The sequence below is a fragment of the Arthrobacter sp. CAN_A1 genome (assembly GCF_015751665.1).
In the GTDB taxonomy this organism is placed as follows: Bacteria; Actinomycetota; Actinomycetes; order Actinomycetales; family Micrococcaceae; genus Arthrobacter_D.
On record NZ_JADOUR010000006.1, the window covers coordinates 64,885 to 81,857 of the forward strand.

Below are 16,973 nucleotides of genomic sequence, written 5' to 3' on the forward strand. Positions count from 1 at the left end.
CGGGGGTTCACGCTTCCAGATCGAGGTAACCGTCCAGCCCGACCGTCAGGCCGGGATGGGATGCGACGCCGCGGACGCCCAGCAGCACGCCAGGCATGAACGACTCGCGATGATACGAATCATGACGAATAGTGAGCTGCTCCCCCACACCACCGAGGAGCACTTCCTGGTGCGCCACCAGACCGCGCAACCGCACCGAGTGCACCCGGATGCCGTCGACGTCGGCACCGCGGGCACCGTCGCGCCCGCTGGTGGTCGCGTCGGGGCTGGCGGGGAGGCCGGCTTCGCGGCGTGTTTGCGCGATCAGGTTTGCCGTCCGGACGGCCGTACCGGAGGGCGCGTCGACCTTGTCGGGGTGGTGCAGTTCAACAATTTCCACCGACTCGAAGTATCGGGCGGCACGGGCGGCGAAGGCTGTGGCGAGGACCGAGCCGAGTGCGAAGTTGGGGGCAATCAGCACGCCGGTGGCTGGCTGATCGGTCAGGAGGGCGCGGAGCCGGTCGAGGCTGGCATCGTCCCAGCCGGTGGTGCCCACGACGGCGTGGATGCCGCGTTCGACTGCAAATGTCACGTTCGCGAGCGTCGCGTCGGGCACCGACAGGTCAACGATGCACTGCGCGCCGGCGGCGACAAGGGTGTCCAGTGAATCGTGCCGCCCCAGGGCGGCGACGAGGTCAAGGTCCGGCGCGGCGTCGATGGCTTTGACCGCTTCCGACCCCATCCGCCCGGCGGCTCCCAGCACGGCGACGGCAAGTTGTTCAGTCATAACACCCAACCCTACTGATCGGGCCCTCCCCTGCCCATTTGGGTCAGGAGTCAGGCTGGGTGGCTGCGGATTCTGCGGTGCCCCCGACGGAACCTGCGCTGCCGGCCCCGACCCATTCGACGGTGCCGTCGGTGAAGAACTGTTCCTTCCAGATGGGGACCCGCTCCTTGACCGTGTCCACCAGTTCCGAGCAGGCAGCGAAAGCCTCACCGCGGTGCGCGGAGGCGACTGCCGCCACCAGGGCCGGGTCGCCAATCGCCAGCGGGCCGATGCGGTGTGCCACCCAGATCCGGACGCCGTCATACCGGGCAGCGATCTCATCGGCGATCCCGGCGATGATCCGCTCGGCGCTGGGATGCGCTGTGTAGGTCAGCGAGGTGACGTCGCGGCCGCCGTCGTGATTCCTGACCACACCGCCGAACCCGACCACGGCACCACAGTCCGCAGCGTCGACCTGGGTGAGGGCCTCATCAAGGCTGATGCTGTGCTGCGCGAGGGACACATGCACCACACGGCTAGTGTTCATTTTTTCCTTCCAGCTGGGAGCAAATGTGTCCCAGCAGCGGTTTGAGAACGGCCAGGCCGTCCTTGACCCCGCCGGGCGAACCGGGCAGGTTGATGACGAAGGTGGCGCCCGCCGTACCGGCGTGGCCGCGGCTCAGCGCCGCCGTCGGCACCTTCGCGGTACCGACGCGGCGGACGGATTCCATGATGCCCGGCAGATACCGCTGAAGGTACGGTTCAGTTTGTTCGGGGGTGACGTCATCGGGGCTGAGCCCGGTGCCGCCGCTGGTGATGAGCACCGATGGTGACCCGGCGAGGGCTTCACCGATGGACCGGCCCACCTGATCGCCGTCGGGCACCACGCGGGCCTGGTCCACCGCGAACCCGTTCTCCTGCAGCCAGTCGAGGATCAACGGGCCGCACTCGTCCTGGTAGATCCCGGCGGCGGCGCGGGTGGAGGCGATGATCACTGCTGCGGTGCGCTGCCCGGTCATGCCGTCCAGTCCCCGCTTTTGCCGCCGGACTTCGCGAGCACCCGCGTGTCGGTGATGACGGCGCGCTTGTCCACCGCCTTGATCATGTCGTAGAGGGCCAGCGCTGCCAGCGACGCGCCGGTGAGTGCTTCCATTTCGACGCCGGTGACCGCCGTCGTCTTGACCAGGCAGGTGATGGTGACCGTGTCGTGGTCGGCGCTGAAGTCGACGGTGATCTTGCTCAGCGGCAGCGGGTGGCACAGCGGGATCAGCGAAGAGGTCTGCTTGGCGGCCATGATCCCTGCCACCCGGGCGACGGCCAACGCGTCACCCTTGGGGAGCCCGCCGGCGGTGATCAGTCCGACCACCTCGGCGGTGGTGCGAAGGACGGCTTGCGCGGTGGCCTCGCGTGCCGTTTCGGCCTTGGCTGACACGTCAACCATGTGGGCGCTGCCGTCCTCGCGGACATGGCTGAGCGACGCAGCGCTGCTGTTCTCGGTCATGCTGTCCTTACTTTCAGTACTGCTGCTGGATCGGACTACTGCTGGCCGGGATCCCGAACGCGGGGCTGCCCTGCACCCCATCCACCAGCCAGACGGACACCAGGTCCCCTGCTGAACGCTGTCCGGTACCGGCGGGCAGGTGCACCAGCACATTCGATTCCGCCAGGGCGTGAATCAGGTGCGACCCGGGGCCGCCTACCAGCCTAACCGTTCCGACCGGCTCCCCGGCTGCCGCCCGGGGGGTGTACCAGCCACGCCGGACCTGGTGTTTCGCCTCCGGCGAGGTGACGTCGTCTTCCAGGGCGGCCGTGAGCGACACCCGTGGGCGCGGGACGCCTGCGACGGCGGTGAGTGCCGGCCGGAGGAACATTTCGAAGGACACGAGAGCGCTGACCGGGTTGCCGGGGAAACCCAGGAACGGTACCCCGCCAATCGTCCCGAGCGCCTGCGGCCCGCCGGGTTGCATGGCGACCGAGAGGAACTCGACGCTGCTATCGGCCAGCGCCTGTTTCACCACCTCGTAGGCACCCTGGCTGATCCCACCGGTGGTGAGGATCAGATTGATCCCGCTGGTTGCCACAGCGGCGAACGCCTCACGCAGCAGCGTCGGGTTGTCGTCCATCAGCCGGTGCCGGACGACGGCGGCGCCCGCGTCGAGGAGCGCGGTTTCCAGGAGGGTGGTGTTGGCGTCGAAGATCTTTCCGGGCTGCGGCGACGTGCCGGGCTCCTGGACCTCGTCACCGGTGGTCAGCAGCAGGACGGTGAACCGGCGGCGGACCGGGACGGTGGCCACCCCGCAGGCCGCGAGGAGCCCCAGCTGGGCGGGGCCCAGCAGTGTGCCGGCGGCAAGGGCGGTGGTGCCGGCCGCGATGTCGCTGCCGGTCCGGCGGACATAGGCTCCGGGCTGGACCACCCCGGTCAGGTCGATGGTCAGCTCCACCCCCGAGTCGTAATCCTCGAGCGAGTAGAACTGGGCTGGAGTCACCCGTTCGATGGGAACGACGGCGCCCGTGTGCCGCGGGATCATGGCACCGGTCATGATCGGCGCTGCCGTGCCCTGCACCAGTTCCGGCGGTTCGATCCCGGCGGGGATGGGGGCGACGACGCGCAGGGTGCACCCGGCCGGGCCGCCCGTCGAACCGAGATCGGCCTCGTGGACGGCGTAGCCGTCCATCTGGGAGTTGTCGAACGGGGGCAGGCTCACGGGCGCCGACAGGTCCGAGGCCAGGACCCGTCCGCGGGCGTCGGCCAGCGGCACCTTCTCGGGGACCGCGCCGTCGTCGTCGGACCGGTGGCCGCTCGGGTAGCTGCTGCTGTAGCGGAGCAACCCCAGGACGGCCTGTTGATGTTCCTCGACGCTTCTGATCATGGGGTCCCTACCTGCCGTCACGGTTGCCTCTGGTTCTCCACCCTAGTGCCCGGTGGGCGGTCGCGCCGGGATGATCAGGAAACGGTGAATGACACGGTGTGAAGGCCCGTGGCACCGTCGGGTGCCACCGGTGCGGGGCTGTCCACCTGGACTGCCCCGGTGCTGTCGACGGCGCGTACCTGCACCGAGTGGGACCCCGGTTCCAGATCGACGTCGGCGGAGAACTGTCGCCAGGTGTCCCGGGAGATGTCGGTCCCCAACCTGGCGGGCAGCCAGGGCCCGTCGTCCACCCGCACGTCGACCGCCTCGATTCCCCGGTGCTGGGCCCAGGCGTAGCCGGCGATCGTCACGGTTCCCGCCGGGACCGTCGAATTGCCCTGCGGCACGTCAATCCTCGACGACGTCTTCACGGGCCCCCGCTCGGACCACCCGCGGGTGGACCAGTAGGCGACGTCGTCGTCGTAGCGGGTCACTCTCAGTTCAGTCACCCATTTGGTGGCCGACACGAACCCGTACAGGCCGGGCACCACCAGTCGCACCGGGAAGCCGTGCTCGATGGGGAGGGTTTCGTCATTCATCCCGACGGCGATCAGCGCGTCCCGGTCATCGGTCATCGCTGCCAGCGGGGTGCTGGCGGTAAACCCGTCGATGCTGCGGGAGAGCACCATGTCGGCGCCATCCTTGACCCCCGCCCTGGCGAGCAGTTCACGGACCGGCCAGCCGAGCCACTTGGCGTTGCCGATCAGGTCCCCGCCCACCGCGTTCGATACGCAGGCGAGGGTGATGTAGCTTTCCACCAGGGGCATGGCGAGCAGCTCGTCGAAGGTGAGCTCAACCTCCCGTTCCACCATGCCAGTGACCCGCAGCCGCCAGGTGTTCGGGTCGACCACGGGCACCACGAGCGCCGTGTCAATCCGGTAATAGTCGTCGTTAGGGGTGACGAGCGGTGCCATACCGTCGACGCCGAGATCCGCCCCTGCGGGTACCACAACCGCCGCCCTGGTCGGGGTCGCGCTCGCCGTCGGGCGTGGCAGGGCGATCCGCTCCCTGGCGTTGGTCACCCGGGATTGGCTGTTGCGCAGGCCGGCCGCTGCGGCGCCCGACGCCGCGGCAACGACACCGCCCGCCCCCACCCCGACGAGGAACCGGCGGCGCGCCACCGGGGCTGGAACACCGACGTCGGCCGCCCTGCGGGGCTGCCACGCAAGCAGCCGGTCCGTGAGGACGCTGATCAGCATGACGCCAAGCACCAGCGCGACCACCGGGGCTGCGAACGACGCCGTCGAGGCCTGCGGCCGGGCGGCCACCGCGGCGATGCCCGCGAGCCCGAAGGTGAGCACCACTGCGGCACCGACACGGCGCCACCGGTACTCAAGGACCCCGGCGCCGGCTGCGGCAACCGCCATGACAAGAAACATCACGACGAGGAATGCCAGTTTGTCGGCTGTGCCGAACGTCTCAATAGCCCAGTCCTTGACGCCCGGCGGCAGCACATCGATGACCGTGGAGCCGATCGCTGTCACCGGGGACAGGGAGGGGCTCACCACCGCCGCTGTCAGCTCAGCCGCGATCACCGCGATGGAGACCGCGATCAACCCGGACAGCGCAGCCCAGCCATTCGTCCGTGCCATGTCAGCGTTCCTTCCTTGCGTTGCCCGAACTACCGGGGGTGCTTGCGATATCCAGGGTGTGGGTGAGGCTTTCGCCGTCGTCATCATGCTCGGCCAGCGGCAGCACAGCCGTAAAGCAGCAGCCGTCGGGAGTATTCTCGACGGCCAGGCTTCCCCGGTGCGCGTTGATGACTCCGGCGGCCACGCTGAGTCCCACACCGGTTCCCGTGTAACCGCTCTCTTCCAGTCGGGGGCTCTTCTGCCACCCCTCGATGAAGACCCGCTCCAGGTCCTCTGCCGCGATCCCTCCGCACTCGTCAGCCACCTTGAGCACAGCGTTGCCGCCCATCCTGGCGAGGCTGATCTGGACACTGGTCTTTTCGCCGGTGTAAAGGACGGCGTTGAGGATCAGGTTGCGAACCGCCCTGGACATCAGCGGCCCGTCGCCGAGTACTACAGGGTTATCCCCTCCGGCGCCGTCCATGGCAACACCCCTCTGCGCAGCCAAGGGCATCAGGTCCGCGATGGCATCGCTTACCACGTCGTATAAATGGAGCGGCTCGGACGACAGGTGCAGGCTCCCCTCCTGGATTTTCGACAGCTCAAGCAGTCCGTTGATCATCACCGCCATCTGATCCGCCTGGGAGATGATCTGGGCGTGGTAGCTGGAAGCGTCGGTGGCAAGCCCGTCTTCGAGGGCTTCCGCCATGGCCCTCATGCTCGCCAGCGGTGTCCGGAGATCGTGGGAGATCCAGGTGACCATTTCCCGCCGTGAATCCTCGATTGCTGCTTCCCGACGTCGAGATTGTTCCAGCCTGGCGCTGGTCTTTTCCAACTCCTGGGCCAGGGATGCCAACTCCGAGCTCATGGATTCTGAGCTGAACTGGATGGCCTCACCCGCTCCGATGCTGCGCGCCGCTGCCGCCAGTTGCACTGCGTTCCGTGCCACCCGCGTCCCCAGCAGCAGCGAGAGACCTAGGGCAACAAGTGAAGCAATACCGATGATGTACCACATGATCTGCAGGTCCATGGCGGTGATCACCATGGCGTTGACCGCGCTGATCATGCCTGCCACGAGGACCCCGATGGTGGCGAATAACACCAGGCAGAACTGGACCACCAGAGACGACCGACGCACCAGCCGCAGTAGCCCGAACGTCGCTGCCCCGATCACCACCGCCCACAGGAGGGCAAGCGAGACGATTGCTAGAAGCTGTTCAGCGGTCATCTCTGATTCCCCCGGATTCTGCCGGGCCGGGTTGGCTGACTCCCCCGGCCGCGTTGAAGCGGTAACCGACCCCCCAGACGGTTTGAAGCACACGGGGGCGGGTGGGATCTTCCTCGATTTTCTCCCGGACACGCCTGACATGAACGGTGACCGTTGACAGGTCACCGAAGTCCCAACCCCAGACGGATCTGATCAGCTCATCCCGGGTGAACACCTGCTGGGGATGACGCAGGAACCAGGCCAGTAGTTCGTACTCCCGGACGGTCAGGCTTAGCTCAACTCCACGGTGCTCAACCGTCCGGGCCAACGGGTCCAGGCGAAATCCTGCAATGACGACGGTCTCCTCGGCGACCGGGTCAGGGACTATACGGCGAAGGACTGAATGCACCCGCAGCACGAGTTCCCGGGGCGAGAATGGCTTGGTGACATAGTCATCCGCCCCGGCTTCCAGGCCGTGGACGCGGTCGTCCTCGGTTCCGAGAGCGGTAAGCATGATGATCGGAAGGGCACGTCCCGACGGGTAGGCCGGAGCGGAACGAATCTGCCGGCAGACCTCCATCCCATCCAGGCCGGGCAGCATCCGGTCAAGGATCATGAGGTCCGGCCTGCTGGTCTGGGCGAGCTGCAATGCCGTGACCCCATCAGTAGCAGTGTCCACAGCAAAACCCTCGTTGAGTAAATAATCGCGGACCACCCGGCGGAGTACTGGTTCGTCTTCAACCAGCAGGATCCGTCGTTGCCCGGGCAGAACGCCGCCAGGATTGGCTCTTCGCGGCAACTTAGAGTGGGTGGACACCATCCCATCCTAGATTTCGTGGGCTGAATTGCCCTCCCGTTTACCGGCCAACCCTCGATTTGTCCGCGTTCTGTAAGGAATGGACCATTCAGCAGACTCTCCTGTTCATGCTGAAATAGTGACAACCACCGAAAGGGCGTAATCTCGAAGCATGGGAATTGAACTGGGAATGCCGCATCTCGGGGTCCAGCGTCCCACCGATGCCGGTCCGGGGCTCATGGACAGCTTTGGCCGGAAGGCCACTGACATGCGCCTGTCGTTGACCGACAAATGCAATCTGCGCTGTACCTACTGCATGCCTGCCGAAGGATTGGACTGGTTACAGAAATCGGCCGTGCTGTCCCGCGAGGAAATTGTCCGGCTGGTGCGGATCGGCGTTGATACCCTCGGCGTGCGTGAATTGCGCCTGACGGGTGGTGAACCTCTGGTCCGCGCCGACCTGCTGCAAATCATCGGGGATATCCGCGCCAACCACGCCGACCTGCCTATCTCCATGACGACCAATGGTCTGGGCCTGGACAAGAAGGCTCAGGCGCTCAAGGATGCTGGTCTGAGCCGAATCAACGTGTCAATGGACTCACTGCACCCCGACACGTTCGCCCAGCTGACCCGCCGCCCGTTCCTCGACCGGGTCCTGCGCGGCATCGAGGCTGCGGCGGAGGTGGGGCTGGGCCTGGTCAAGATCAACGCCGTCCTGATGCGTGGCATCAACGACCAGGAGGCACCCGACCTCCTCGAGTGGGCAGTGTCCAAGGGCTTTGAACTGCGCTTCATCGAACAGATGCCCCTGGACGCCGACCATGGGTGGACCCGCGACGGAATGATCACCGCCCTGGAGATGCGCACCCTCCTGGAGCGCCAGTTCGTGTTGACGCCAGATCCGCGGAACCGCGACGGCGCCCCCGCCGAACGCTGGGAGGTGCGGCGGATCGCTGCCCCCGACATCGTCGTCGGGACCGTCGGCATCATCGCTTCGGTGACCGAGCCGTTCTGCGCCGACTGCCGGCGGACCCGGGTCACCGCCGAGGGCAAGATCATGAGCTGCCTGTTTTCCCGTGAAGAGACAGATCTGCGGGACCTGCTGCGTTCGGACGCCGACGACGACGCCATCGCCGCCCGCTGGCAGGACGCCATGTGGGCCAAGCCCAAGGCGCACGGAATGGGCCATGTGGGTCTCGGGTCGGCCGACTTTGTGCAGCCGGACCGCAGCATGAGCGCGATTGGCGGCTAGATGCTGGTTCGGTATTTCGGCGCCGCGCAAGCTGCAGCCGGTGTGGCGGAAGAGCGCCTCGACCTCGGCTCGGCGTCGCTCGACGCGGTGCTGGAGCACGTCTCGGCCCGTTACCCGCTACCGGTGCGGGTCGGCGGGCCGGCGATGCCCGAGGTCATCGCCCGGAGCAGTTTCCTCCTCAACGAGGTGGCTGCGCGTGACCGCAGTCGCGTGCTCGGCGCCGACGACGTCCTGGACATCCTGCCGCCCTTCGCGGGCGGCTAGTTTCACGCGCGCCCCTCACCTCCCGGTCACAGGCTAGACGCGTTCCAACAGCATTGCCGTCCCTTGGCCAACGCCGACGCACATGGTCGCCAGCCCCCGGTCCGCCCGCTCACGCTCCATCCGCCCCAGAAGAGTAATAACGATCCGGGCGCCCGAGGAACCCAGCGCATGCCCAAGGGCGATGGCGCCGCCGTCGCTGTTGACCATCTCCGGGTCGAGACCAAGCCTGCGGATGCAGGCCAGCGACTGGGTTGCGAACGCCTCGTTGAGCTCCACTGCACCGACGTCGCTGATTCCCCAGCCGGCGCGGGCTAGAACCTTCTCCGTCGCGGGAACTGGACCGATGCCCATGATTTCCGGCTGCACCCCTGCTGATGCTCCGTCCACCACACGTGCCCGGGGAACCAGACCGAACCGCTTCACCGCTCTTTCACTGGCAACGACGACGGCTGACGCGCCGTCGTTGAGTGAACTCGAATTTCCTGCCGTGACTATCCCGCCCGGCCTCACGACCGAACGAAGTGAGGCCAAACTTTCCAGCGACGTACCCGGCCGGGGACCCTCGTCCTGATCTACGACGCCGGACTTCGTTTCGACGGGCAGGATCTCCTGGGTGAACCGCCCCGCAGCCATGGCCGCCAGCGCATTCCGATGGGACGTCATCGCGAACGCGTCAGCATCTTCCCGGGTAATGCCATCCATCGACGCCACTTCTTCAGCGGTTTCCGGCATCGACAGCTTTTGCCGGTCAGTGAAGCGTGGGTTGGTGAACCTCCAGCCGAGGGAGGTATCAGCAATCTCGCCGGGCCGGGCGAAGGCCTTCCCCGGTTTTTCCATTACCCAGGGCGCGCGGGTCATGGACTCCACCCCACCTGCAATGACAACATCAGCGGCACCCGACTTGATCATCTGCGAGGCGATCAGAATGGCGCTCAGCCCTGACGCGCACAGCCGGTTGACGGTCATGCCTGGAACAGTGTCCGGCAGCCCGGCCAGCAACGTTGCCATCCGTGCCACGTTCCGGTTGTCTTCCCCGGACTGGTTGACGCAGCCCAGAATCACCTCATCGACGGCCTCCGGGTCCACGCCCACACGTTGGATCGACTCCCGGACCACCAGAGCCGCGAGGTCATCCGGTCGCATTGATGACAGGGCGCCACCATAACGGCCGACAGGAGTTCTCACTCCTCCGACAAGAAAAGCTTCATTCATTGACTATCCCTTGATCGAGGTGATGGCGAAACGCGGGGTCAAGCGAACCGCGGGGTCAAGCGAACCGCGGGGTCAAGCGAACGCGGAGATGCCGGTGATGTCGCGCCCGATCAGCAGCGACTGGATGGAGTCGGTTCCCTCATAGGTGTGCACCACCTCCATGTCTGTCATGTGGCGGGCTACATGGTTCTCCAGCAGCAACCCATTCCCACCCAGAATGTCGCGGGCCTGCAGGCAGATCCAGCGAGCCTTCTGTGCGGTATGCATCTTCGCGAGGGAGGCCATGGGGCTGGTCATTTTTCCCTGATCGGCGAGGGTGGCAAGACGGAAACAGATCAGCTGCATCGCTGTCAGTTCGGAGAGCATGTTGGCCAGCTTGTTCTGCACTAGCTGGAAGCCAGCGATTGGCCTGCCGAACTGCACCCGCTGCGTGGCATAGGAAACTGCTGCTTCGTAGGCAGCGATGCCGTGGCCCACCGATTCCCATGATGCTCCGCTGCGGGTCGCCGTCAGCACCCGGGTCACGTCCCTGAAAGAGTGTGCCTCGGCGAGCTTGTTCTCAGCCGGAATACGGACGTTGTCGATCATCACATCGGGCTGCCAGATGGCCCGCTTACCGATTTTCCCGGTGATGAGTTCAGTGGTGTACCCCTCGGGGTAGGTCCCGTCGTCATTCTTCTCCAGAATGAAGCCCTTGACCTTGTTGTCAGCTTCGTCGCGCGCCCAGATGATGACGACGTCGGCAATGTTGGCGTTCCCGATCCACCGTTTGCGGCCGTTCAGGATGTAGTGCCCGCCTTCCCGACGTGCCGTGGTTTCCAGCGCCACCGAGTCGGATCCATGGTCCGGCTCAGTCAGGCCGAACGCACCGATCTTGTCCAGCGTTGCCATGCCAGGCAACCACCGCTGCTTCTGTTCCTCGTTGCCGAGCATGTTGATGGTGCCCATGGACAGCCCGGACTGCACTCCGATGAACGTATTGAGGCTACCGTCCCCGCGCGACATCTCGAGGGAGACCATTCCCGCTGCCAGCCTGCTCAGCCCCGGGCAGCCGTAACCCTCGATGGTGGATCCGATGATGCCCAGCTGGGCGATTCCGGGGACCAGTTCGAAAGGGAATTGCGCGGCCTCCCAGTAGTCGTTGATCACCGGCAGGACCGACGTATCGACGAAAGCGCGGACCTTCTTCCGGGTCAGAACCTCCTCTTCGGAAAGGAGCTCATCGAGAAGGTAATAGTCGATATTTACGGGGTCAGTGTTCTGGGCAGGAGTGCTCACGGAGGTCCTCAGCTGTCGTCGTCGGGTCTATCAAGGGGTTAGCGGGCTGCAGCAAGCTGTTGTGCAAGCCAGCCGCGCACCAGTTCCGAGCTGGAGCCCAGCATCGGCGGCGCAAGATCGTAGGTGGCAGGCGTCCGGGAGAAGCTCACCGGGTGTCGAACCGTAGGAATCTGGCGTTCGCTCCTGCCTGGCAACACCACCGGGTCAAGGCCCAACCGGTCGGCAAGGTCCACCCCGCCCTTCACATCCTGGATGGGCGCACACGGTAGGCCTGCACCGGAGAGAATCGGGAACCATTCCTTGGCCGATCGCGCCGCCAGTTGAGCTTCGAGGAGGTTGCGCAGTTCCGACCGGTGCGCGTTGCGTTGCTCGGCGGAGGAGAATCGATGGTCCCGCGCCAGGTGGGGTACGTCAAGCGCCGCACAGAGCCGCGCGAACTGACCGTTGTTGGCTGCAGCGATGACCAGCCGGCCGTCACCGGTCAGCATGGGTTCGTAGGGGTAGAGGCTGGGGTGTTCATTGCCCATCCGGGTGGGAATGACACCGCCAGTGACATATGCGGCAGACTGGTTGACCATCCCCGAAAGGGCCGAAGAGAGAAGGTTCAGCTCTACGTGCTGCCCCTCCCCGGTGGTGGTGCGGTGATGGAGCGCGCCGAGAATTCCAGTACTGGCATGCAACCCGGTGATGACGTCGAACATTGCGAGCCCGGCGCGGTAGGGCTCAGTCTCCTGCCCGCCGGTGAGGCTCATCATCCCGGAGGCTGCCTGAACCAGGAGGTCGTAGCCGGGTAGCGCAGCGCCGGCCCCGGTTCCGAAGCCCGTAATCGAGGCATAAATGACCGTCGGATTGAGATCGGCAATTGCTGCGTAGTCAAGACCGTAGCGCTCCAGGCCCTGGGGCTTGAAGTTCTCAACGACTATGTCGGCGCGCGCTGCCAGTTGCTGAGCGAGGGCAAGGTCGGAGGAATCGTTGAAGTCCAGGGTGATCGAGTGCTTGTTCCGGTTGACGGAGAGGAAGAAAGTGCTCTCCTCGTCGCGCACTGGAGGCTTCCAGGTCCGGGCGTCGTCTCCCTCCGGGGACTCGACCTTGATCACTGTGGCACCCATATCAGCGAGCAGCATGGTGCAGTACGGCCCTGCCAGCACCCTGCTGAAATCCGCAACGACTACCCCGCTGAGCGGACCACTCCCGGTGCGTCCAAAGATTTCGTTCAGCGTGTCCGCCGCAGATTCCGCCATAGTTGTTCCTCCATCACATGTGTCGTGTATCACCACCCTCCCAGAGGCCTAAGCCCGCGTCCAATACAAATTGTGTCGGCGATTTTTACGCTTTCAGGAATAATCACTGATCATTCCTCTTTAGCCTTCACCTCAGTCTCCCCACAATTCATATCCTTCCTAGCTCCAATCATTGACTCTTAGGTGGCAAAGCGGCAATAATTCGGTGCTATGGAAATCCAGCAAATCCGAGCCTTCCTCGCCGTCGCCAAGGAGCTGCACTTCGGCCGTGCCGCCGAGCGTCTGCACATCGCCCAGCCACCGCTCAGCCGCACCATCAAAAATCTTGAGCGCGAACTGGGTGCAACCCTTTTTGAGCGCAGTACCCGAAGCGTGAAACTCACCACTGCGGGCCAGGCGCTACTGGTGCCGGCAGAGGACATCATGTCAGCCTGTCGCAGGGCCCGATCAGCAGTGACGTCGGCGGGCAAGGGTGAGACCGGGAGGGTCCGCGTAGCCTTCGCTGGCGTGTCCTCGCACGTCATGGTCGGCAAACTGGCCAAGCTGGTCCGGCAGACCCACCCCGGAATCGATATTGAGCTGTACAGCTCCTATTACGCCGTACCGGCCTTAAACGAGGTCATTGCGGGCACCATGGATATCGGCCTGGGCCGGTGGAACTTCCTACCCTCTGGCATCGACTCGCGGACCGTAGCCCGGGAGACCCTGGTAATTGCGCTGCCGTCGAACCACCGGCTGGCGCGCCGGGCATCGGTCCGGATGGCAGATCTTGTCACCGAGGATTTCGTTGCCTTGCCGCCGGACCCGGGGGCAGTCCTCAGGGAACACCTCGATCGACTTTCCCACCGTGCTGGCTTTGTGCCCTCGATAGTGCAGGCTGCGCCTGATACGTCAACCCTGCTCTCCTTGGTAGCCGCAGACATTGGCTGCGCTCTGACCGTGTCCTCTGTTCCCGATAACGTGTCCTACCCCGGGGTGGTGTTTGTCCACCTTGAGGATCCGGCCGATCCCATCCTGCTGCGCCTGATCTGGCGTAGTGATGACAGCAGCCCGGCGCTGCGCGAGGTGCTTCGCCTGTCTGAGGCCCCGATGCCCTCGCCGGAGCCGTCACCGGCCTGAGCGGACCGCATCCCGCCCAGGCCGCAACCCGGCTGTCACTCTGAGAGCGAGTGCAACCGGCCTTCTGCTGCGGAGGGTTCTGACGTCGTCGCCGTTCGCCCGTTCCTGCGGAGTGCGAGGAAGGTCAGCAGAAGGACCATCCCCAACAGGGCCCCGCCCAGGGCCGCGGCTGCTACTCCCGGCATCATCAGGCTGACACCGGCGACAGCGGAGACGATGCGCAGCAGCATCGGCAACCTCCGACCCATGCCCAGGAGCCACCCTTCGAAGGCACAGGCCAGCGCGTAGACACCGATCAAGCTGAGACTGAACGCCATCACAATCTCCGGCAACGGGGCCTGGGCGACCAGCGCCGGATTGAGCGCAAACCCGAACGGCACAATGTACTTCACCGCCCCCAGCTTCATTGCCGAGACGCTGGTTCTCATCGGGTTGGACCCGGCGATCCCGGCGGCTGCAAAGGACGCGAGCGCCACCGGCGGCGTGATGTAGGAGACTGCGGCCCAGTAGATCACGAACAGGTGGGCGGCGATCGGATCAATACCGAGTTCGACGACGGCGGGGACCATGACAATTGCGAGGAAGACGTATGCGGCGGAAACCGTCATACCCATTCCAAGGATGAAGCAGGTCACAGCGCCGGCAATGAGCATCAGCACCACGTTGTCCCCAACCAGGACCAGCAGCTCCCTGGCCAGTGAGAGAGTCACCCCGGACATGTTGAGCCCACCCACAATGAGGCCCACCCCCGCGATGATGCCCAGGATTTCACTGATTGTCTTTCCGCAGTCAAAGACCATGTCCACCAGCCGTCGTGGGGTGAGCCTTCCATCACGCTTGGCCATCCCGTAGATCACCAGTGCGCCTGCAACCCAGAATGGCGCCTGCGTCTCGGAGGTGACGACCAGCAGCCCGGTCAGCAGAACAAGGGACGCGAGGTAGGGCCAGCCGGCGGCTAAGACCGGACCAAACCTGGGCAACTCCGACTTCGGCTGCCCCACCAGGCCCTTCCTTGACGAATAGGCGTCAATTTGAAGGTAGATGCCGACGTAGTAGAGGATCGCGGGGATTGTCGCAGCGATCAGTATTTCCTTGTACGGGACACCGACAAAAGAGATCATCAGGAAGGCGGCCGTACCCATCACCGGTGGGGTAATCGACCCGCCAGAGGAGGCCGTGGCCTCCACCGCCCCGGCGTACCTTGGCGTAAACCCGGACCTGATCATGGCCGGGATGGTCATGGGCCCGGTGGTCAGCACATTCGAGACCGCACTTCCGCTCATCATGCCCATGGAGGCGCTGCTGGCCACCGAAACCTTGGCGGCGCCGCCGCGCGCACCACCAAACAGAGATTGGGCCAAGTTGTGGAAGAACGTCGATCCGCCGGTGTGCCGAAGGATCACTCCGAAGAGGAGAAAACCGATGAGAATGCTCGCCGCGGTCTGTAGCGGTAAGCCCATGATGCCCTCGACGCCCACCGCATGGATCTGAGCCGTGGTCCGGAAGTCATGGGAGATGCCCTGCAGAAAACCGAAGGGCATCCGGGAAGAGAACATCGGGTAGACCGAGAACAGGAATGCGATCACCGCAACCGCTGACCCGGCTGTGCGCCGAAGTGCCTCGATCGCCAGCCCCCAGAGCACCACGCTGAAGACGGCTGCCAGCGGTGGCGCAGCATAGTCCCAGCCCAGGTTCAGAATGGTCTCCGCATTCGCGCCGAAATAGACAGTGACCACCAGTGTCGCGGCGAACAGAACGACGTCGTACCAGGCCAGCGCGGCGGGCTTTGGCCTAGGGCCAACCTCATCACCATCGGCTGGCAACGTCACGGATTTTGACGCCGGAAAGATGATAAAAGCGATCGCCAGGAAGCAGGTCAACATGTAGTAGAGGTAGGCGTGCGTAAGCAGTGTGACACCGAAGAGACCCCAAAAGAACACCTGGTTCATGGAGAGCAGGACGCCCAGAATGGTGAAAGTCACCACTACGGTCCGCCATGCACCATTAAGCCGTGGTGGCGCTATGGCCACAGGCCCGGCCGGCTGTGCAGTTTCAGTCTTCAAGGTTGTCTTCCCTCCATGCGGTCCACTCCTGGGCCAGATTGTCCTTATCGGCCGGTCCGATAAACGCATCCCAACCTGCCTTCAACGCAGCTTGCCGTTCAACAAGATCGTTATTTCGCTGTTCGGCCTCGTCGGTCCATATGCCCTGCTCCTCGAGATACCTCACGGTTCCGGGATGGAAAGGGACCACCAGCGGTTCGGTCAGCACCTTATCGAGGGCGAACTCCCCTGCGGATGGTGTGGTGTTTTCGTAGCGGGCAAAGTTTTCATCCATGGCTTTCACCAGGTCATAAACCTGCTGCTCGTCGGTGTCCGCATAAGTGGACAGCGGCACTGTGTAGGCGAAGTTCCGGGCAGACTCCCCTTCTTCCATCCCGGGGGCTCCGGAGAACTCGCCGATAGTCACCATCGGCGCGAGCTCATTGACAGCCGCCATCTTTTCGGGGGAATCGTCGTCCATGCTCATCCAGTCGACGTCGACGGTGCTGGCGAGCTCTTCCAGATTGGAGCCATAGGCGCTACTAAACAAGACATCCAGCCTGCCGGTCTCCAACGCTTCGGTCTGGTCGCTGTAGCTTACGTCGACCGGCTCCACATCATCCCAGGTCAGACCGCCGTAGGCGAGGTAGGCCTCCAGCTTGATGTTGATCGAGGTATTGGCGGTGACGCGGGGGAACTTTTTACCTTTGAGATCTTCGAAGCTTTCTATGCCCGCGTCGGTGCGCGCCATCAGCCCATAGTTTCCCATGGGCGCCCAGACCACGCGGAGATCCTGGGGGCCCCAATTCTCGCTGGCGAAGTCCTGGATCCCCTCGAATCCGAAGTAGTACTCGTCGCCCATCCGGCTGAACTGGGCACTGCCGGCTTTCAGCGGAGCCACCCGCCCAATCGACGTGTCGGAGGTGAGGATACGGACCTGGGTGCCCTGTACCCGGGTCAGGCTGTCGGACACCGCCGCAAGGTCATTGTAGGTTCCGGTTCCCACGCCGTAGGTGGTCATCACCAGCTGGGAGTTCGGGTCAGCACGTCTGTCGAGTGAACTGCTGGTGACGATGCCGGCAACGAGTACTCCGGCCAGCACGGTACAGGTCAAGATTTTCTTCATTGAAAGCCCCTATGAGATCCGGCTGCCGGCGTGATGCCGTTAGTGCAATGGATCAGTTGCCTGAAAATGTTATCCACGTCACTCTCCCAGAAAGGCGACCTATACATCCAATACCTAATTCGTAGGGGATTCATACCCGGAGTGAACTGTAGACCGGAGAGTGCGCCCGCCCCATTGGAGCCCTTCCGGGTATCAATGAGACCCGTGTTTG

General features: G+C 64.5%; 16 protein-coding genes. 3 read left to right on the forward strand and 13 right to left on the reverse strand.

The genetic code is table 11. From position 1 onward, the window contains the following. Positions 1 to 7: 7 nt before the first annotated feature. From dapB to IWX62_RS08835, 8 genes are all read right to left on the reverse strand, one after another. Positions 8 to 766 (reverse strand): 4-hydroxy-tetrahydrodipicolinate reductase, encoded by a 759-nt coding sequence (gene dapB / locus IWX62_RS08800; protein WP_196841025.1) that lies wholly within the window; start codon positions 764 to 766, stop codon positions 8 to 10. A gap of 43 nt (positions 767 to 809) precedes the next feature. Beyond that, complete coding sequence (locus IWX62_RS08805) at positions 810 to 1,292, reverse strand: molybdenum cofactor biosynthesis protein MoaE (RefSeq protein ID WP_196841026.1); 483 nt, start codon at positions 1,290 to 1,292, stop codon at positions 810 to 812. After that, complete coding sequence (locus tag IWX62_RS08810; RefSeq protein ID WP_196841027.1) at positions 1,282 to 1,764, reverse strand: MogA/MoaB family molybdenum cofactor biosynthesis protein; 483 nt, start codon at positions 1,762 to 1,764, stop codon at positions 1,282 to 1,284. The genes IWX62_RS08805 and IWX62_RS08810 overlap by 11 nt, the downstream gene beginning before the upstream one ends. After that, positions 1,761 to 2,246 (reverse strand): cyclic pyranopterin monophosphate synthase MoaC, encoded by a 486-nt coding sequence (gene moaC, locus IWX62_RS08815; protein WP_196841028.1) that lies wholly within the window; start codon positions 2,244 to 2,246, stop codon positions 1,761 to 1,763. Before moaC ends, IWX62_RS08810 begins: the two co-directional genes overlap by 4 nt. A 13-nt stretch (positions 2,247 to 2,259) precedes the next feature. Next, on the reverse strand, positions 2,260 to 3,615 hold the full coding sequence (locus IWX62_RS08820) for a molybdopterin molybdotransferase MoeA (RefSeq protein ID WP_196841029.1): 1,356 nt from the start codon (positions 3,613 to 3,615) through the stop codon (positions 2,260 to 2,262). Positions 3,616 to 3,689: 74 nt separating this feature from the next. Continuing rightward, on the reverse strand, positions 3,690 to 5,246 hold the full coding sequence (locus tag IWX62_RS08825) for a molybdopterin-dependent oxidoreductase (protein ID WP_196841030.1): 1,557 nt from the start codon (positions 5,244 to 5,246) through the stop codon (positions 3,690 to 3,692). A gap of 1 nt (position 5,247) precedes the next feature. Beyond that, on the reverse strand, positions 5,248 to 6,453 hold the full coding sequence (locus tag IWX62_RS08830; protein ID WP_196841031.1) for a sensor histidine kinase: 1,206 nt from the start codon (positions 6,451 to 6,453) through the stop codon (positions 5,248 to 5,250). Continuing rightward, positions 6,443 to 7,249 carry a response regulator transcription factor gene (locus IWX62_RS08835; protein ID WP_333483313.1) on the reverse strand — a complete coding sequence of 269 codons (807 nt, stop codon included), beginning with the start codon at positions 7,247 to 7,249 and terminating at the stop codon, positions 6,443 to 6,445. Before IWX62_RS08835 ends, IWX62_RS08830 begins: the two co-directional genes overlap by 11 nt. A 151-nt stretch (positions 7,250 to 7,400) precedes the next feature. Here IWX62_RS08835 and moaA point away from each other — a divergent pair, with 151 nt between their 5' ends. Beyond that, positions 7,401 to 8,480, forward strand: a complete 1,080-nt coding sequence (gene moaA / locus IWX62_RS08840; RefSeq protein ID WP_196841033.1) for a GTP 3',8-cyclase MoaA — start codon at positions 7,401 to 7,403, stop codon at positions 8,478 to 8,480. Further along, positions 8,481 to 8,744 (forward strand): MoaD/ThiS family protein, encoded by a 264-nt coding sequence (locus IWX62_RS08845; protein WP_196841034.1) that lies wholly within the window; start codon positions 8,481 to 8,483, stop codon positions 8,742 to 8,744. It begins immediately after the preceding gene. Positions 8,745 to 8,777: 33 nt separating this feature from the next. Here IWX62_RS08845 and IWX62_RS08850 read toward each other — a convergent pair whose 3' ends face one another. The 3 genes from IWX62_RS08850 to IWX62_RS08860 all read right to left on the reverse strand — a co-directional run bounded on the left by IWX62_RS08850 (position 8,778) and on the right by IWX62_RS08860 (position 12,475). Next, complete coding sequence (locus IWX62_RS08850; RefSeq protein WP_196841035.1) at positions 8,778 to 9,956, reverse strand: thiolase family protein; 1,179 nt, start codon at positions 9,954 to 9,956, stop codon at positions 8,778 to 8,780. A 72-nt stretch (positions 9,957 to 10,028) separates the two neighbouring features. Continuing rightward, the gene (locus tag IWX62_RS08855) at positions 10,029 to 11,234 is read right to left on the reverse strand and encodes an acyl-CoA dehydrogenase family protein (protein WP_333483314.1); all 1,206 of its coding nucleotides are present in this window, start codon (positions 11,232 to 11,234) and stop codon (positions 10,029 to 10,031) included. A 38-nt stretch (positions 11,235 to 11,272) separates the two neighbouring features. Next, on the reverse strand, positions 11,273 to 12,475 hold the full coding sequence (locus tag IWX62_RS08860) for a CaiB/BaiF CoA transferase family protein (RefSeq protein ID WP_196841036.1): 1,203 nt from the start codon (positions 12,473 to 12,475) through the stop codon (positions 11,273 to 11,275). Between the two features lie 210 nt (positions 12,476 to 12,685). Between IWX62_RS08860 and IWX62_RS08865 the strand changes: the two genes are divergently transcribed. After that, a complete protein-coding gene (locus IWX62_RS08865) occupies positions 12,686 to 13,594 on the forward strand; it encodes a LysR substrate-binding domain-containing protein (RefSeq protein ID WP_196841037.1) in 909 nt (302 codons plus the stop codon). A gap of 35 nt (positions 13,595 to 13,629) precedes the next feature. Here IWX62_RS08865 and IWX62_RS08870 read toward each other — a convergent pair whose 3' ends face one another. Both IWX62_RS08870 and IWX62_RS08875 read right to left on the reverse strand, forming a co-directional pair. After that, positions 13,630 to 15,579: a TRAP transporter permease gene (locus IWX62_RS08870; RefSeq protein ID WP_333483315.1), complete on the reverse strand. Its 1,950-nt coding sequence runs from the start codon at positions 15,577 to 15,579 to the stop codon at positions 13,630 to 13,632. A 67-nt stretch (positions 15,580 to 15,646) separates the two neighbouring features. Beyond that, entirely contained in the window at positions 15,647 to 16,762 is a 1,116-nt protein-coding gene (locus IWX62_RS08875) for a TAXI family TRAP transporter solute-binding subunit (RefSeq protein WP_196841039.1), read from the reverse strand. Between the last annotated feature and the right edge of the window lie 211 nt (positions 16,763 to 16,973).